This window comes from Arthrobacter silvisoli, from assembly GCF_003369445.1.
Taxonomy (GTDB): Bacteria; Actinomycetota; Actinomycetes; order Actinomycetales; family Micrococcaceae; genus Arthrobacter; species Arthrobacter silvisoli.
The window spans coordinates 1-13,577 of record NZ_QRCU01000063.1; the positions used below are offsets into that span (position 1 = coordinate 1).

The window sequence follows — 13,577 nt, forward strand, 5'->3', positions numbered from 1 at the left end:
ACAATCACCACAGGCCCCACACCGCAATCGGAGGCCACCCGCCTATCAGCCGCTTAACCAACCTGCCTGGGCAGTACAGCTAGTCCCGCCACCCGAGCCGCTCGGTAAGTGCCTGGCGCCTGATGTCCCGGTGGTACTGGTGCACTTCCCCGTGGTGGCCGCCGTCGTATTGCAGTGCGATCTTCTCGCGGACATAGGCAGCGTCCGGCCAGACCGCGGCCATGCCCCACCCGTTGAAGATGCCGTAGTTCAGCACCGGTTCCGGCAGCCCTGCATCCAAGAGCGCCAGCCGCATCCTGGTTTCCTGTCGGGAGTCGGCCCCCACCCGGACGAGGTCCAGGGCAAGGCGTGCTTTCCGCACTCCGCGCATCCCGGGATGGGCTGCGACGGCCGCCTTCAGTTCTTCGATGGTGCCCAACGGGACACGCGGTACGGGGTGGTCGTCGCCGTGGCTGCAAACAACCGAGTCACCGGCCGCGATGATTTCGTCCACGCCCATGAGTTGAGCGAGATCAAGCCAGGTACGGGCAGGCGAGGTGACACGGACGCCGTCGAGGAAGATGACTTCACCCGGCCTGAAGTCCACTTGGTGGCCGACCACCTTCCGGCGTCGCGGCTTCCAACCGGTGCTTTGTCGTGCCAAGTGGATCCGCCAGTCCTCTTCAAGATGCGCAGGCAACGCGATTCCATGCAGACGGGCTGCGGATGCCTGGCAGAGGCAGCATTCCGGATCAAGTTCCGTGTACCCGTGCAGGTTTTCCGCGACCGTTCCTGTGCTGTGCAAAGGCAGGCGTAAGCCGCGGGAGACAGTAACTATTCCGTCCCGGCGCAGCTGCTTCTGGCTCAATCCAAGCTTCCCCGCTATTGACGCAGGGAATGACCCGTTGGGCAGGTTTGCTGGCATCGGCGTCCTGGACATGCTCAATTGTCGCCTCCGCCGCGAGCACGCGACGGGTTATCCACAGCGCAGATTGGGGCCCTTAAACGGACTGGCAGCAGATGCCCGTGAACCTGGATTCAAAGGGCATCTGCTGCCAGTTCGCGCTCAAGGAAGAGCGGGGAGCCTTAGCTCTTGCGGGCGTAACCTTCCCACTTGCTGGCGTGGTGCTCGGCATCGACGAAGCGGACGGTGCCGGACTTGGAGCGCATCACGATCGACTGGGTGACTACGCGGTCCTTCTGGTAACGGACGCCGCGGAGCAGGTCGCCGTCGGTGATGCCGGTGGCGGCGAAGTAGCAGTTGTCGCTGGTGACGAGGTCATTGGTGGACAGCACCCGCTCGAGGTCGTGACCGGCGTCGATAGCCTTCTGCTTCTCTTCATCGCTGGTCGGCCACAGGCGGCCCTGGATCACACCGCCGAGGGACTTGATCGCACAGGCGGCGACGATGCCTTCCGGGGTGCCGCCGATGCCCATGAGGGCGTCAACGCCGGTTCCGGCACGGGCGGCGGCGATGGCACCGGCGACGTCGCCGTCCATGATGAACTTGGTGCGCGCGCCGGCCTCGCGGATTTCCTCGACCAGCGGGCGGTGGCGGTCGCGGTCCAGGATCATGACGTTGAGCTGGTTGACCTTCACGCCCTTGGCCTTGGCGATGAGGTGCAGGTTCTGCTTGACCGGCAGGCGCAGGTCGACCATGTCGGCCGCTTCGGGTCCGGTGACCAGCTTCTCCATGTAGAACACGGCGGAGGGGTCGAACATGGAGCCGCGCTCGGCGACGGCCAGCACGGCAAGGGCGTTGTTGATGCCGAGTGCGGTCAGGCGGGTTCCGTCGATGGGGTCGACGGCGACGTCGCACTCCGGCCCCGTGCCGTCGCCCACGCGCTCACCGTTGAACAGCATCGGGGCTTCGTCCTTTTCGCCTTCACCGATGACCACGACGCCATTGAAGTGGACGGAGTGAAGGAAGGAACGCATGGCATCCACGGCGGCGCCGTCGGCCTTGTTCTTGTCGCCGAAGCCCACCCAGTGGCCACCGGCGATGGCGGCGGCTTCGGTGACCCTGACGAGTTCCAGTGCGAGGTTGCGGTCCGGCTCATCGCTCCCGACGGCAAGGGCCGGGGAAATCGTGGAATACTGCTGGGACATTGCTGCTGAAGACACGTGAACCTCTTCTTCGATGACGATTCATGGACCGAACTCATGGGACGAAACTCATGGGATCCGAGCAGCCGCGTGGCGACTTCGTTGTTTCCCCTCGCAACGATCATAGTCTGGCGGCCCCGGAGCGGCCATGCGGTGTCCACGCCACGGAACGGGCCTTGCCCCATGCCCCCGGATGTGTATTCGGCGCACGGATAAGGGACTATTGAAGGGTGAGCGAGAAGCAAGACACCCCTGTTGCCGAGTCTGTACCCGACGTGAAGGCAACGGCCACCCAGGTCCCGGACCAGCCCGCCGTCAAGCCGGTTATCGCGGCAAAGGCGGCCAAGCGGGCCAACGCCTCGGTGATCGGCATGGTGATTGCGCTCCTGGTCTGCGTCCTGGCGTTCCTGCCGATCGTGCTCATGAATCCGACGCCGAAGAGCGATGGCTACCGTCCCGACATCAACGTCGCAGCGATCGCCGCGAACGCCAGGGATGTGGCGGGATTCACACCGGTGGCCCCTGATGCGGGCGACACATTTCGTCCGAACTACGCCCGCTGGGAATCCGGCAGCGGCAGCGGCGTCCCCACCTGGGAAATCGGCTTCCTGACCCCCAAGGAGTCGTTCATCGGCTTGGTCCAGACCAGCAAAGCCAACCCCACCTGGCTGCTGCAGCAGACGAAAAACGCCCCGGTGACCGGAAAGCGGAACGCCGGCGGCCGGGACTGGGAGTTGCGCGACGCCGGTAAGGGCAACCGCAGCATGGTCTTGGAATACAAAGGCACCACGATCATCCTGAGCGGGCCGGCAAGTCTCGACGAGATGTCCACCCTGGCCGCCGCCGTCGTAAAGTCCGCCGACACAGTTTCACCCGCCCCGTCCGCCACCCCGTAAAGTAGCGGCGTGGCTACCTACCTGACTCCTGCACTTGCCTGGCGCCGTCTGCGCGAAGGAAACGAACGCTTCGTCTCGGGGGAATCCCAGCACCCCAACCAGGATGCGTCCCGCCGTGCCTCCCTGGTGGAGGACCAGCATCCTTTCGCCGTGATCTTCGGCTGCTCCGATTCCCGCCTCGCCGCAGAAATCATCTTCGACCTTGGGCTCGGCGACGCCTTCGTGGTGCGCACCGCCGGCCAGGTGATCGACGACGCCGTGCTCGGCTCGCTCGAATACAGCATCTCCCAGCTCCACGTCCCGCTCATCGTGATCCTCGGCCACGACAGCTGTGGCGCCGTGAACGCCACCAAGGCAGCCGTGGAAACCGGCGAGATGCCGCCCGGCTTCATCCGGGATCTCGTCGAACGCATCACCCCTTCTGTGCTGACCTCCATCCGCAACGAGCAGCACGAGGTCAACGACATGGTGGTGGAGCACGTCAAGCAGACTGCTGCGCGCCTGGCCGACAGCTCGCGTGTGATCTCGGACGCAATCGAGGAAGGCCGCGCCGCCGTCATCGGCCTCTCCTACAAGCTGGATGAGGGCCGCGCGGCGCTGGTTTCCGGAATCGGCCAGCTCTAAGAGCGTTCGACGGCGGCCCTCCGGGGGGGCCGCCGTAGCCTTCCGTCCGGGTTTCGGCTGGGGCGGCTGCCCGCAATAAGCTAGCCCCATGACTTCCACTCAAGAAACGAACGCTGAGTTCCGCATCGAGCACGACACCATGGGTGAAGTGCGCGTCCCCGTGAACGCTCTGTACCGTGCCCAGACGCAGCGCGCGGTGGAGAACTTCCCGATCTCCGGCAAGACCCTCGAGCGTGCCCACATCGAGGCACTGGCCCGGGTGAAGAAGGCTGCCGCACTGGCCAATGCCGAACTGGGGGTGCTCGACGATGAGCTCGCCGAGGCTATCGCCGCCGCCGCCGACGAGGTTGCCGCCGGGAAGTACGACGGCGACTTCCCGATCGACGTCTTCCAGACCGGTTCGGGCACGTCCTCGAACATGAACACCAACGAAGTGATCGCGGAGCTCGCCACCCGCGCACTGGCCGCCAAGGGCAGCGACAAGGTTGTCCACCCGAACGACCACGTGAATGCCTCGCAGTCCTCCAACGACGTCTTCCCCACCTCGGTGCACGTCGCGGCCACCTCGGCGTTCATCAACGACCTCATCCCGGCCCTCGAATACCTGGCTGCTTCCCTCGAGCGCAAGGCCGTCGAGTTCAAGGACATCGTCAAGTCCGGCCGCACGCACCTCATGGACGCCACCCCGGTCACCCTGGGCCAGGAGTTCGGCGGCTACGCAGCACAGGTGCGCTACGGTATCGAGCGCATCAACGCCGCGCTCCCCCGCGTGGCCGAAGTCCCGCTCGGCGGCACCGCCGTCGGCACCGGCATCAATACTCCGGCGGGTTTCCCGGAGCGCGTCATCGAACTGCTCTCCGCCGACACCGGCCTGCCGCTGACCGAAGCCCGCGACCACTTCGAGGCCCAGGCCAACCGCGACGGCCTGATCGAAGGCTCCAGCCAGCTGCGCAACATCGCGATCTCCTTCATGAAGATCAACAACGACCTCCGCTGGATGGGTTCCGGCCCCAACACGGGCCTGGGCGAAATCGCCATCCCGGACCTGCAGCCGGGTTCCTCGATCATGCCGGGCAAGGTCAACCCCGTCATCTGCGAAGCCTCCATCATGGTCTGCGCCCAGGTGATCGGCAACGACACCGCCATCGCCTGGTCCGGCACCAACGGCGCCTTCGAACTGAACGTCGGCATCCCGGTGATGGCCGCCAACCTGCTCGAGTCCATCCGCCTGCTCGCCAACACCAGCCGTGTCATGGCCGACAAGATGATCGACGGCATCACCGCCAACGTTGAGCGCGCCCGCTTCCTGGCCGAGGCTTCCCCGTCCATCGTCACCCCGCTGAACAAGTACATCGGGTACGAGAACGCTGCCAAGATCGCCAAGGCCGCCGTCAAGGAGGGCCTGACCATCCGCCAGGCCACCGAGAAGCTCGGCTTCGTCGGCGAGGGGGAAGGCAAGGTCTCCGAGGCCGACCTCGACAAGGCCCTGGACGTCACCACCATGACCTCCCCGGCCCACAAGGCCTAGGTCCCCGCAGCTTCAACCAGCACGACGGCGGCCGGCGTCCTCCGCACGGAAGGCGCCGGCCGCCGTCGGCGTTTCCGGGCACCGGCTTTCCCATCGCAGGTGACAGTCGACACACCGCTATCTTTTACTCTGTGGACAATAGTGAAAGTAACGACGTCGGCCTCCGCGAACGAAAGCGGATCGCCACCCGGCAGGCGATCACCGCCGTCGCGCGTTCCCTGACCGCCGCCCGCGGCCTCAACGGGTACACCGTGGAGGAAGTCTGCGAGCAGGCCGGCATCTCCCGGCGCACCTTCTTCAATTACTTCCATTCCAAGGAAGACGCCGTCATCGGCACCTTCTCGGACGAACTGCCCCAGGATGCGCTGGAGGCCTTCACCGAAAACCCGGAACCCGGGAACGGAACCATTTCCGGCTCGCTCCTGGCCGCACTGTTCAAATTCACAGTCACCGTCGTGGAGCGCTCCACGGTCAGCCCGGCGGAAGTCCGCCAGCTCATTGCCGCCATTTCGGCGGAACCACAACTGCTGGGCCGCTTGACCACAGAGGGCGAGGTCCGCGAGCGCCAATTCGCCGAACTCGTCGCCGGCCGGGAAGGCCTGGCCGCAGACGATCCCGGAATCGTCATCGCGGTCACCGTTTTCAGCGCTGTCTGCAAGAAGACCAACGAACGGTTCTTCTCCGAAGAGAACATCCGCCCATACCGCGAGCTTCTGCAGGAAGCGATCTTGGCAGCGCGCGCCCTGTTCGTCCAGCCCCTCGGCACCCCCGAGGACCATTCCTGAGTGCGATGAAGCAGGGTGGCCGAACCGCGGGTGCTGCCCCGGCGACGCCGAACTCGCCGGCCGGCGGTAGCCTTCCTGTTGCCCTGCCCGGAAAGCCGGGGTGCCCTGTGCGGGCGGCCCGGCTTTCGCTGCTCAAGCTAGGCTTGTCCGGTGAGCGTTGAACCCGAGGATTCCGTCAGCACCAGCCCCGTCGTCCGCTGGGGCCTGGGCGCAGTACTGTTCGCCTTGCTCGCGGTGTCCATGGTGTTCACCGCAGCGGGCAACGGATTGATGATCGCCGGCGCAGTGATCTGCGGCGCCGCCGCATGCTTCGCGGCTTACCGCGCCGTGCGCGCGGCCCGGACTGGCTCCTGACGGCCGCGCCCGGGCGGCTAGAGCATCTCCAACGGCTGCCATGATCGTGGCGGCGCGAAGGCGGCGTCCAGCTCGGCCAGGTCCTCCGGGCTCAGGACGATATCCAAAGCCGTGCGGTTCTCGCGGACGTGCGCGGAGCTGCCAGCCTTGGGAATGGCGATGACATGGTCCACGCGAAGGACCCATGCCAGTGCGATCTGCACGGTGTTGGCCCCGTGCCGGGCTGCGATGCTTTCAAGCACTGGATGTCCTGCAAGCCGGCCTTGTTCGATGGGTGAATAGGCCATCACGGGCATCCCGGTGTCATGGGAGGACGGCAGGAGATCAAACTCCGGACCCCGGCGGGTCAGGTTGTACAGAATCTGGTTGGTCTGCGGTCCGCGGGCCATTCCCGGCGCGTGGCCGGCTGGCAAGCCACCGAGCTCGTCCTCGTCGAAGTTACTCACTCCCCAGCCGCCGATTTCGCCCGATTGGAGCAACTGTTCGAATCCGGCGATGGTCTCTTCCAGCGGGTGCGGTCCGGCCCAGTGGAGCAGATAGAGGTCCAAGCTGTCGGTCCGCAGCCGGCGGAGGCTGCGGCGGCACGCCTCCACCACTCCGGTACGGCTGGCATTGGACGGGAGCACCTTGCTGACCAGGAACACTTCGTCCCGGCGGCCCGCGATTGCCTCGCCGACCAACTCTTCCGCCGCGCCGTTGCCGTACATTTCCGCGGTGTCCACCAGCGTCATGCCGAGATCGAGCCCCGTGCGCAGGGCCCGGATTTCTTCGGCCCGGGTAGCCCTGGAATCACCCAGGTACCAGGTTCCCTGGCCAAGGGCCGCGGCGGTGCGGCCGTCAGGGAAGGTGACGGTTCTCATCGGCGGGACCTCCAATTGTCAGGTTCACCCATCGTAGTGCGACCTCCAGTGCAGGGAACCGCTGTGCCGGCGCCCCTGAGCGGCGAACCGCCGATGGCTGGTTCACCGACTCCTTGGTCACCGAGGACGCAGCCCTCGTCGCGGGGGCGGGAGTGGGACGGGCTGGTCGTTCCACGGAAGAAATACTCATGCGACCCGCCACAGAAGACCCAAACCAGCGGCTAACTCACAAACCCAACCGGAGAATCCCGGGACGCCGCCCGCCGGATGCACTCGAGATGGCTGGGGCCGACGTCGGGCAGTTCATCCAGGCCGAACCAGCCCACGGCGAGGGACTCGTCATCGTTGACCCGCGCCTCACCGCAAACGTAGCGGCAGCGGAACTCGACGGTGAGGAAAGTGCACACGTCCCCGTTCGGAAACGTGATCGGCCCATGGACACCGACGTTCAGTAAGCGCTCCACCTCCACGACTACCCCGGTTTCTTCCTCGATTTCCCGCACGAGTCCTCCGGCTGGTTCCTCCCCCGGTTCCAGGATGCCGGTGATGAGCGCCCACCGTCCGTTGTCTGCCCGCTGCCCGAGCAGGATCTCACCCGCGTCGTTGAAAACCACCCCGCGCACGCCGGGAAGCCACAGCGGATCGTGGCCGATTTTTTCGCGCAGTTTCAGGACGTAGTCGGGTGCCGGCATGGGACCAGCCTACGGCCCGGAGCTGGCGGACGGCTCCAGGCAGGCAGCACCGGCAGGCAGGCGCGCAGGTTCAGGCGGGCAGCACCGCCATGGCCGCGGCAGCGCCCGCAAGCATGAACGGCCCGAAAGGAATCGCGGAGCTGAGGGTTCCCCTCCGTGTGGCCAGGACAACCAGGCTCCACAAGCCGCCGAAAAGGAACGCGAGGAACGTCCCGGCAAAGATGTGCGTCCACCCGAGGTAGCCCAGGTAGATGCCCAGCACTCCCGCCAGCTTGACGTCCCCGAACCCCATGCCGGGCGGGTGAATCAGCCGCAGGACGAAATAGAAGAGCCACAGCACGGCTCCCCCGGCCACGATCCCCAGGACGGGCACCCCGAAGAGCCGGGCGCCGGCGTCGGGCACGTCCTGCAGCGCGCCGGACGCGGCAACAGCGAGCGCCGCCCCGGCGAGCAGCACCCCGGCGACCCCGTAGGACGGGAACACGATCCGGTTGGGCAGCAGGTGGTGGCGGACGTCGATGATGGTGAGCCGGACCGCCATGACAGCGAAGTAGAGGCACGCGGCCAGGACCAGCCAGAAAGCGAGCGGGCTGGCGCTCCACAGTTCACTGAGTCGTCGGATCACTCTCGGATGCTATCCGTTTTGCCCGCGGAGCCGCTCGGACCGGGCCGTATTATGTGGATATGGGGCGCTACAGTGCAGATTCCGGGGGCGGAGAAACCCCTGACATGTCCTCCACATTCCGCAATCTCTGCCGGTCTTCGCCGTGGAAGTGGACCAGCCTCCGCTTCGAGTACCGTGACCTTCCGGGAGACGGAAGCGGCCCGATCAAGGCGTGGCTGCGCAGGCCGGGGGCCCTGCGGCTCGAGAGCGCGGACGGCGTGCTGCTCCACAGCACCACGGGCATCAACGACTCACGGGACAGCTTCTACGTCCGCTCCAGCCGCAGTTCCTGGCTGCTGCCTGCGCACCTGGTGACTCCCGTGTACGACGGCGCCGGGCTGGTGCGCCGCCGGCCGGAAGCCGCGTACGGCGAGCCGTCCTTCGGGAACGGCCGCCTGGCAGCGGCACTCGATCCGGTGGAGCTCGCCGGCAACGCCCCGGTGCCCATTGAGTTCCCGGAAAGCAATCCTGTTGCGCTTGGCCCGGTGCGGGAGGTGGACCACGAGGGCCGCCCTGCTTTGGAATGCGTGGTGGTGCCGGGACCGAATTACTCGCCCGCGGACGCCGGTTTCCCGTTGTGCCTGCCGGGGCGGACCCGCCTGCGGATCGACTCCGGGACGGGCGTGTGCGTGGCGAGCGAAGCGCTCGACGGCGGCCACGCCGGGAGCGGTCATTGGATCCGGATCCTCGGCGTGGACGAGTACATGCTGGACGACCTGTTCCTGGCCGAATCCATGAACCTGAGCGACGTCCGCCAGCACATCAGCTGGGAACCCGGAGCGCAGAGCGGCTAGGGTACCTCGTGCAGGTTACGCTGGGCCGATGACCACCCTCACGGACATCTGGCCGGCCTTCGGACTTACCCTCACCACGCCGAGGCTGCAGTTGAAGCCGGTGCGGGACGAGGACCTCCCGGCCATGTTCGATGCGGCCCGGAGCGGAATCCACGAACCCGGCCGCAGCCCCTTCAGCAACCCGTGGACGGAAGTGCCGGAAGAGGCACTCGGCCCCCAACCTCGCCCGCTGGCACTGGACCTGCCGCTCCACCACGACGCCCGAAAAATGGACCCTGCTGCTGGGCATCTGGCACGAGGGCAGCCTCATCGGCTGCCAGGACCTCGGCGCCACGGACTTCACGGTCCTGAGGACGGTCAGCACCGGCTCCTGGCTGACCCGGTCGGCCCAGGGCCGGGGCCTCGGCAAGGAGATGCGCGCCGCCGTCGTCAGCTACGCCTTCGACCACCTCGGAGCCGACGTTGCCGAATCCGAAGCCGCCGCCTGGAACGAAAAATCCCTGGGCGTCTCCCGCTCCCTTGGCTACGAACTGAATGGCATCTACCGCACCAATTGGGGCCAGAAGGTCGAAGAAGTCCAACGCGTCCGGGTCACCCCGGCCACTTTCAAGCGCCCCGCGTGGACCCTGAAAGTGGAGGGCGACGAACCCTGGGCAAAGTTCCTGGGACTGGACCAGGGCGCCTAAGGCGAGCTACGCACAAGACGAGCCGGTGGTCCTCCGCAGGAGAACGCAAGGCGACAGACCCACGAGACGGGACGGCGGTCCTTGGCGACCTGCCTCCAAGCGCGGCTGCGGTCTCCCGTAGGGAGCGCATCGCCGAGCAAAGCCCAGCGAAGGCCGCCAGCGACCGCAGCGAAGCTGCGGGAGGTGTCTAAGCGACCGCGGGATGCCGCCGCCGCGCGAACCCAAGCACGGCGCGGCACCCAAGGTGGATGCCGCGCCGTGGAAGAGATTTAGCGCAACTGGGTTAAATCTCCGCCCCTTCCAACAGTTCCGTCACGAGCGCCGCGATCGGCGAGCGTTCGGAGCGGGTGAGGGTGATGTGGCCGAAGAGCGGGTGTCCCTTGAGGGTTTCGACGACGGCGGCCACGCCGTCGTGCCGTCCGACCCGCAGGTTGTCGCGCTGGGCGACGTCGTGGGTGAGGACGATCTTGGAGTTCTGTCCGATGCGGCTCATGACGGTCAGCAGGACGTTCTTCTCGAGCGACTGGGCTTCGTCGACGATCACGAAGGCGTCGTGCAGGGAGCGGCCGCGGATGTGGGTGAGCGGCAGGACTTCGAGCATGCCGCGGTCCATCACCTCCTCGACGACTTCCTGGGAGACCAGTGCGCCGAGGGTGTCGAACACGGCCTGCGCCCACGGGTTCATTTTTTCCGACTCGGAGCCGGGCAAGTAGCCCAGTTCCTGCCCGCCGACGGCGTACAGCGGGCGGAAGACGATCACCTTGCGGTGTTCGCGGCGTTCCAGGACGGCTTCGAGGCCGGCACAGAGCGCCAGGGCGGACTTGCCGGTGCCGGCGCGCCCGCCGATGGACACGATGCCCACGGAGGGATCCATGAGCATGTCGATGGCGAGCCGCTGTTCGGCGGAGCGTCCGTGCAGGCCGAAGACGTCGCGGTCGCCCTTGACGAGGCGCACCTGCTTGTCGGCGCCCACCCGGCCGAGGGCCGAGCCACGGTTGGAGAGGAGCACCAGTCCGGTGTTCACGGGAAGCTCGGCCGCCGCGGGGATGAACACCGGTTCGTGGCCGTACAGGGTGCCGATTTCCTCCTCGCTGGCTTCCACCTCGGCCATGCCGGTCCAGCCGGAGTCCTTCACGAGTTCGTTGCGGTACTCGTCGGCGAGCAGGCCCATCGCCGAGGCCTTGACGCGCATCGGCAGGTCCTTGGACACCACTGTGACGTTGTGCCCTTCGTTGGCCAGGTTCTTGGCGACGGCGAGGATCCTGCTGTCGTTGTCTGCACCGCGGAATCCGGCGGGCAGGACCTCGGTGGAGATGTGGTTCATTTCCACGCGCAGGGTGCCGCCGTCGTTTCCAATGGGAATGGGCGTGTTGAGCCCGCCGTGCTGCACGCGCAGATCGTCGAGCAGCCTCAGCGCCTTGCGGGCGAAATAGCCCAGCTCGGGATCGTGGCGTTTGCCTTCGAGCTCGGTGATGACCACGATCGGCACAATGACCTCATGCTCGGCGAAGCGCAGCAGCGCCCGCGGGTCCGAGAGCAACACGGAGGTGTCAATCACATAGCTCCGGCCGTTTGCTTTGCCGGCCTGCGGTGCCTTGGCTTTGGGGCTCCGCTTGCTGTGAGAGGTAGCTGCACTTTCCCCGTCGGAAGCGATTACGGGCAGTTGCTCAGAAATAGCCACATCGACTCCAGCCCCGGGCGTTCGCCCGGCTTATTCGTGAGGCGGCTCGGCCGAAGGCCGGGCTCGGCCCTCCACGTATAAGGTGCGATGTTTCGCTCCATCTACTGGCCTCCCCGATCAGCGGGCGGTTTTGCCTGCTGATGGGATTAACGTATTCCCGGGCATTTACATTTCCGGTGACAAACTGCGGCGATTCGTGTGTCCGCGGTGTGAACTTCATGTGAACCCCGGCCATTCGGCGTCGGGATGGCATGCCACGGGCTCAGGCGCCGAAGCGACGCTGCCGCCCTGCGTAGTCGCGCAGGGCCCGCAGGAAGTCGATCTTGCGGAAAGCCGGCCACAGGGCCTCGCAGAAGTAGAACTCGCTGTAGGCGCTCTGCCACATCAGGAAGCCGGAGAGCCGCTGCTCGCCGGAGGTGCGGATCACGAGGTCCGGGTCCGGCTGGCCGCGGGTGTAGAGGAAGCGGGAGATATCGTCGACGGATAGTTCGTCTGCCACCTCGGCCATGTCCCGGCCCTTGGCGACGGCGTCGTGCAGAAGTTCGCGGACGGCGTCGACGATCTCCCGGCGGCCGCCGTACCCGACGGCGACATTCACGTGCAGCTTTTCGCGCACCGGCGTCCGGGCGGTGAGTTTGTTGAGCCGTTCGGCGAGGTAGTCGGGCAGGAGCTCGGGGGCACCCATGGCGTGAACGGAAATGTCCGGGGCCTCGTCCAAGCGGTCCATCGTGTTGGCGATGATTCCCATGAGCAGGTCCAGTTCCTCCCCGGAGCGGCTCATGTTGTCCGTGGAGAGCATGTAGAGGGTGACTACTTTGACGCCGAGTTCCTGGCACCAGCCGAGGAATTCGTGGATCTTGTCGGCGCCGGCCTGGTGGCCTTCGCTGGTGGGGGCGTTGAACTGCCGGGCCCAGCGGCGGTTGCCGTCCACCATCACGCCGATATGGCGCGGAATTTTGTCCGCTTCGAGGGCGCGCAGCAGCTTTCGTTCGTAGAAGCCGTAGAGAATCCCGGGCAGTTCCATCCGGATGTTCACCTGGCTTCCTTCGCTCACGACAAACCCGGGCGGGGTGCCGCAGGTGCATCACCTAGGCTACCGCCCCGGGCCGGGAAGGATGTGCACGCGCGGTCGCGAAGCGGATCCACAGGAAGTTACTCATTGGTAACCTACCGGATCGTAGCTTACCCTTTAACAATGTCGGAGTTCCTCTTGGCCAAACCCCTCTGGCGTGGCTGGATCCACGCCGTCGCCGCCCCGTTCGCCGTCGCGGCAGGGATCGTGCTGGTCTCCCTGGCACCGGGCGTGGACCGCAAGATCGCCTCCGCCATCTACGCCGTCACGGGCGCCCTGCTATTCGGAGTATCCGCCATCTACCACCGCGGCAACTGGCGGGAAAAGCCGCGGATGCTCCTCAAGCGCCTCGACCACAGCAACATCATGCTGGTGATCGCCGGCAGCTACACGCCCCTGGCCTGGTCCCTGCTGGACCGCCCCACGGCGGTGCTGCTTCTGTGGCTGATCTGGAGCGGGGCCGTCTTCGGCGTGCTGTTCCGGGTGCTGTGGACGCATGCGCCGCGTTGGCTCTACGTGCCGATCTACGTGGCGCTGGGTTGCGCTGCGGTGTTCTTCCTGCCCCAGTTCTTCGCCGCGAGCTTCCCGGCAGCACTGCTGATCTGCGTGGGCGGGGTTTTCTACATTGCCGGGGCGGTCTTCTACGGCCTGAAGGCGCCCAATTTCCGGCCTGGGGTCTTCGGCTTCCACGAGCTCTTCCACGTCTTCACCGTGCTCGGGTTCGCTGCGCACTTCGCCGCGATCATGCTCGCGGTGTTGCGCTGACAGCAGCGCTAGACGATATGTGTGAGGGGGCTGCGGCCCGGGGTGGGTTCCGGTCCTTCTGATCGTCCATTGTCGCCGGGACGGCTCCGGA

Annotated in this window: 14 protein-coding genes and 1 pseudogene; 8 read left to right on the plus strand and 7 right to left on the minus strand. The window is 66.3% G+C overall.

The window, feature by feature from the left end; translation table 11 throughout:
• Positions 1-79: 79 nt before the first annotated feature.
• Positions 80-586, minus strand: coding sequence for a hypothetical protein (locus DWV11_RS14945; RefSeq protein ID WP_136017916.1), 507 nt, complete (start codon positions 584-586; stop codon positions 80-82).
• Positions 587-1,065: 479 nt separating this feature from the next.
• Positions 1,066-2,088 (minus strand): class II fructose-bisphosphatase, encoded by a 1,023-nt coding sequence (glpX, locus tag DWV11_RS14950; protein WP_205571807.1) that lies wholly within the window; start codon positions 2,086-2,088, stop codon positions 1,066-1,068.
• Between the two features lie 272 nt (positions 2,089-2,360).
• On the opposite strand from glpX, the gene DWV11_RS14955 reads away from it, so the two are divergent.
• The 5 genes from DWV11_RS14955 to DWV11_RS14975 all read left to right on the plus strand — a co-directional run bounded on the left by DWV11_RS14955 (position 2,361) and on the right by DWV11_RS14975 (position 6,272).
• Complete coding sequence (locus DWV11_RS14955; protein ID WP_425452067.1) at positions 2,361-2,981, plus strand: DUF4245 domain-containing protein; 621 nt, start codon at positions 2,361-2,363, stop codon at positions 2,979-2,981.
• Between the two features lie 9 nt (positions 2,982-2,990).
• Complete coding sequence (locus tag DWV11_RS14960; protein WP_115789718.1) at positions 2,991-3,605, plus strand: carbonic anhydrase; 615 nt, start codon at positions 2,991-2,993, stop codon at positions 3,603-3,605.
• An 88-nt stretch (positions 3,606-3,693) separates the two neighbouring features.
• A complete protein-coding gene (locus tag DWV11_RS14965; protein ID WP_115789719.1) occupies positions 3,694-5,133 on the plus strand; it encodes a class II fumarate hydratase in 1,440 nt (479 codons plus the stop codon).
• A gap of 131 nt (positions 5,134-5,264) precedes the next feature.
• Positions 5,265-5,918 (plus strand): TetR/AcrR family transcriptional regulator, encoded by a 654-nt coding sequence (locus tag DWV11_RS14970; protein ID WP_115789720.1) that lies wholly within the window; start codon positions 5,265-5,267, stop codon positions 5,916-5,918.
• 150 nt (positions 5,919-6,068) lie between these two features.
• Positions 6,069-6,272 (plus strand): hypothetical protein, encoded by a 204-nt coding sequence (locus tag DWV11_RS14975; RefSeq protein ID WP_115789721.1) that lies wholly within the window; start codon positions 6,069-6,071, stop codon positions 6,270-6,272.
• Positions 6,273-6,289: 17 nt separating this feature from the next.
• On the opposite strand, the gene DWV11_RS14980 is transcribed toward DWV11_RS14975, so the two are convergent.
• The 3 genes from DWV11_RS14980 to DWV11_RS14990 all read right to left on the minus strand — a co-directional run bounded on the left by DWV11_RS14980 (position 6,290) and on the right by DWV11_RS14990 (position 8,449).
• Positions 6,290-7,132 carry an aldo/keto reductase gene (locus DWV11_RS14980; RefSeq protein ID WP_115789722.1) on the minus strand — a complete coding sequence of 281 codons (843 nt, stop codon included), beginning with the start codon at positions 7,130-7,132 and terminating at the stop codon, positions 6,290-6,292.
• 221 nt (positions 7,133-7,353) lie between these two features.
• Positions 7,354-7,824 (minus strand): NUDIX hydrolase, encoded by a 471-nt coding sequence (locus DWV11_RS14985; RefSeq protein WP_115789723.1) that lies wholly within the window; start codon positions 7,822-7,824, stop codon positions 7,354-7,356.
• A gap of 70 nt (positions 7,825-7,894) precedes the next feature.
• Entirely contained in the window at positions 7,895-8,449 is a 555-nt protein-coding gene (locus DWV11_RS14990; protein WP_115789724.1) for a prepilin peptidase, read from the minus strand.
• Positions 8,450-8,553: 104 nt separating this feature from the next.
• Between DWV11_RS14990 and DWV11_RS14995 the strand changes: the two genes are divergently transcribed.
• Together DWV11_RS14995 and DWV11_RS15000 are read left to right on the plus strand one after the other, a co-directional pair.
• Positions 8,554-9,282, plus strand: coding sequence for a hypothetical protein (locus DWV11_RS14995; RefSeq protein ID WP_115789725.1), 729 nt, complete (start codon positions 8,554-8,556; stop codon positions 9,280-9,282).
• 28 nt (positions 9,283-9,310) lie between these two features.
• Positions 9,311-9,968, plus strand: a pseudogene (locus tag DWV11_RS15000) (GNAT family N-acetyltransferase).
• 283 nt (positions 9,969-10,251) lie between these two features.
• Here the strand turns inward: DWV11_RS15000 and phoH2 are convergent.
• Together phoH2 and DWV11_RS15010 are read right to left on the minus strand one after the other, a co-directional pair.
• Positions 10,252-11,649, minus strand: coding sequence for an RNA 5'-3' helicase PhoH2 (gene phoH2, locus DWV11_RS15005; protein ID WP_425452066.1), 1,398 nt, complete (start codon positions 11,647-11,649; stop codon positions 10,252-10,254).
• 262 nt (positions 11,650-11,911) lie between these two features.
• Positions 11,912-12,673 carry an isoprenyl transferase gene (locus DWV11_RS15010; RefSeq protein ID WP_115789728.1) on the minus strand — a complete coding sequence of 254 codons (762 nt, stop codon included), beginning with the start codon at positions 12,671-12,673 and terminating at the stop codon, positions 11,912-11,914.
• Between the two features lie 171 nt (positions 12,674-12,844).
• On the opposite strand from DWV11_RS15010, the gene trhA reads away from it, so the two are divergent.
• Complete coding sequence (gene trhA, locus DWV11_RS15015; RefSeq protein WP_115789727.1) at positions 12,845-13,486, plus strand: PAQR family membrane homeostasis protein TrhA; 642 nt, start codon at positions 12,845-12,847, stop codon at positions 13,484-13,486.
• Positions 13,487-13,577 lie beyond the last annotated feature (91 nt).

Bases quoted from the DNA above. Each gene is read 5' to 3' on its own strand.
- DWV11_RS15010 (WP_115789728.1), bottom strand. From the start codon at position 12,673: ATGGAACTGCCCGGGATTCTCTACGGCTTCTACGAACGAAAGCTGCTG.
- DWV11_RS14965 (WP_115789719.1), top strand. From the start codon at position 3,694: ATGACTTCCACTCAAGAAACGAACGCTGAGTTCCGCATCGAGCACGAC.
- trhA (WP_115789727.1), top strand. From the start codon at position 12,845: ATGTCGGAGTTCCTCTTGGCCAAACCCCTCTGGCGTGGCTGGATCCAC.
- DWV11_RS14985 (WP_115789723.1), bottom strand. From the start codon at position 7,824: ATGCCGGCACCCGACTACGTCCTGAAACTGCGCGAAAAAATCGGCCAC.
- glpX (WP_205571807.1), bottom strand. From the start codon at position 2,088: ATGTCCCAGCAGTATTCCACGATTTCCCCGGCCCTTGCCGTCGGGAGC.
- DWV11_RS14995 (WP_115789725.1), top strand. From the start codon at position 8,554: ATGTCCTCCACATTCCGCAATCTCTGCCGGTCTTCGCCGTGGAAGTGG.
- DWV11_RS14980 (WP_115789722.1), bottom strand. From the start codon at position 7,132: ATGAGAACCGTCACCTTCCCTGACGGCCGCACCGCCGCGGCCCTTGGC.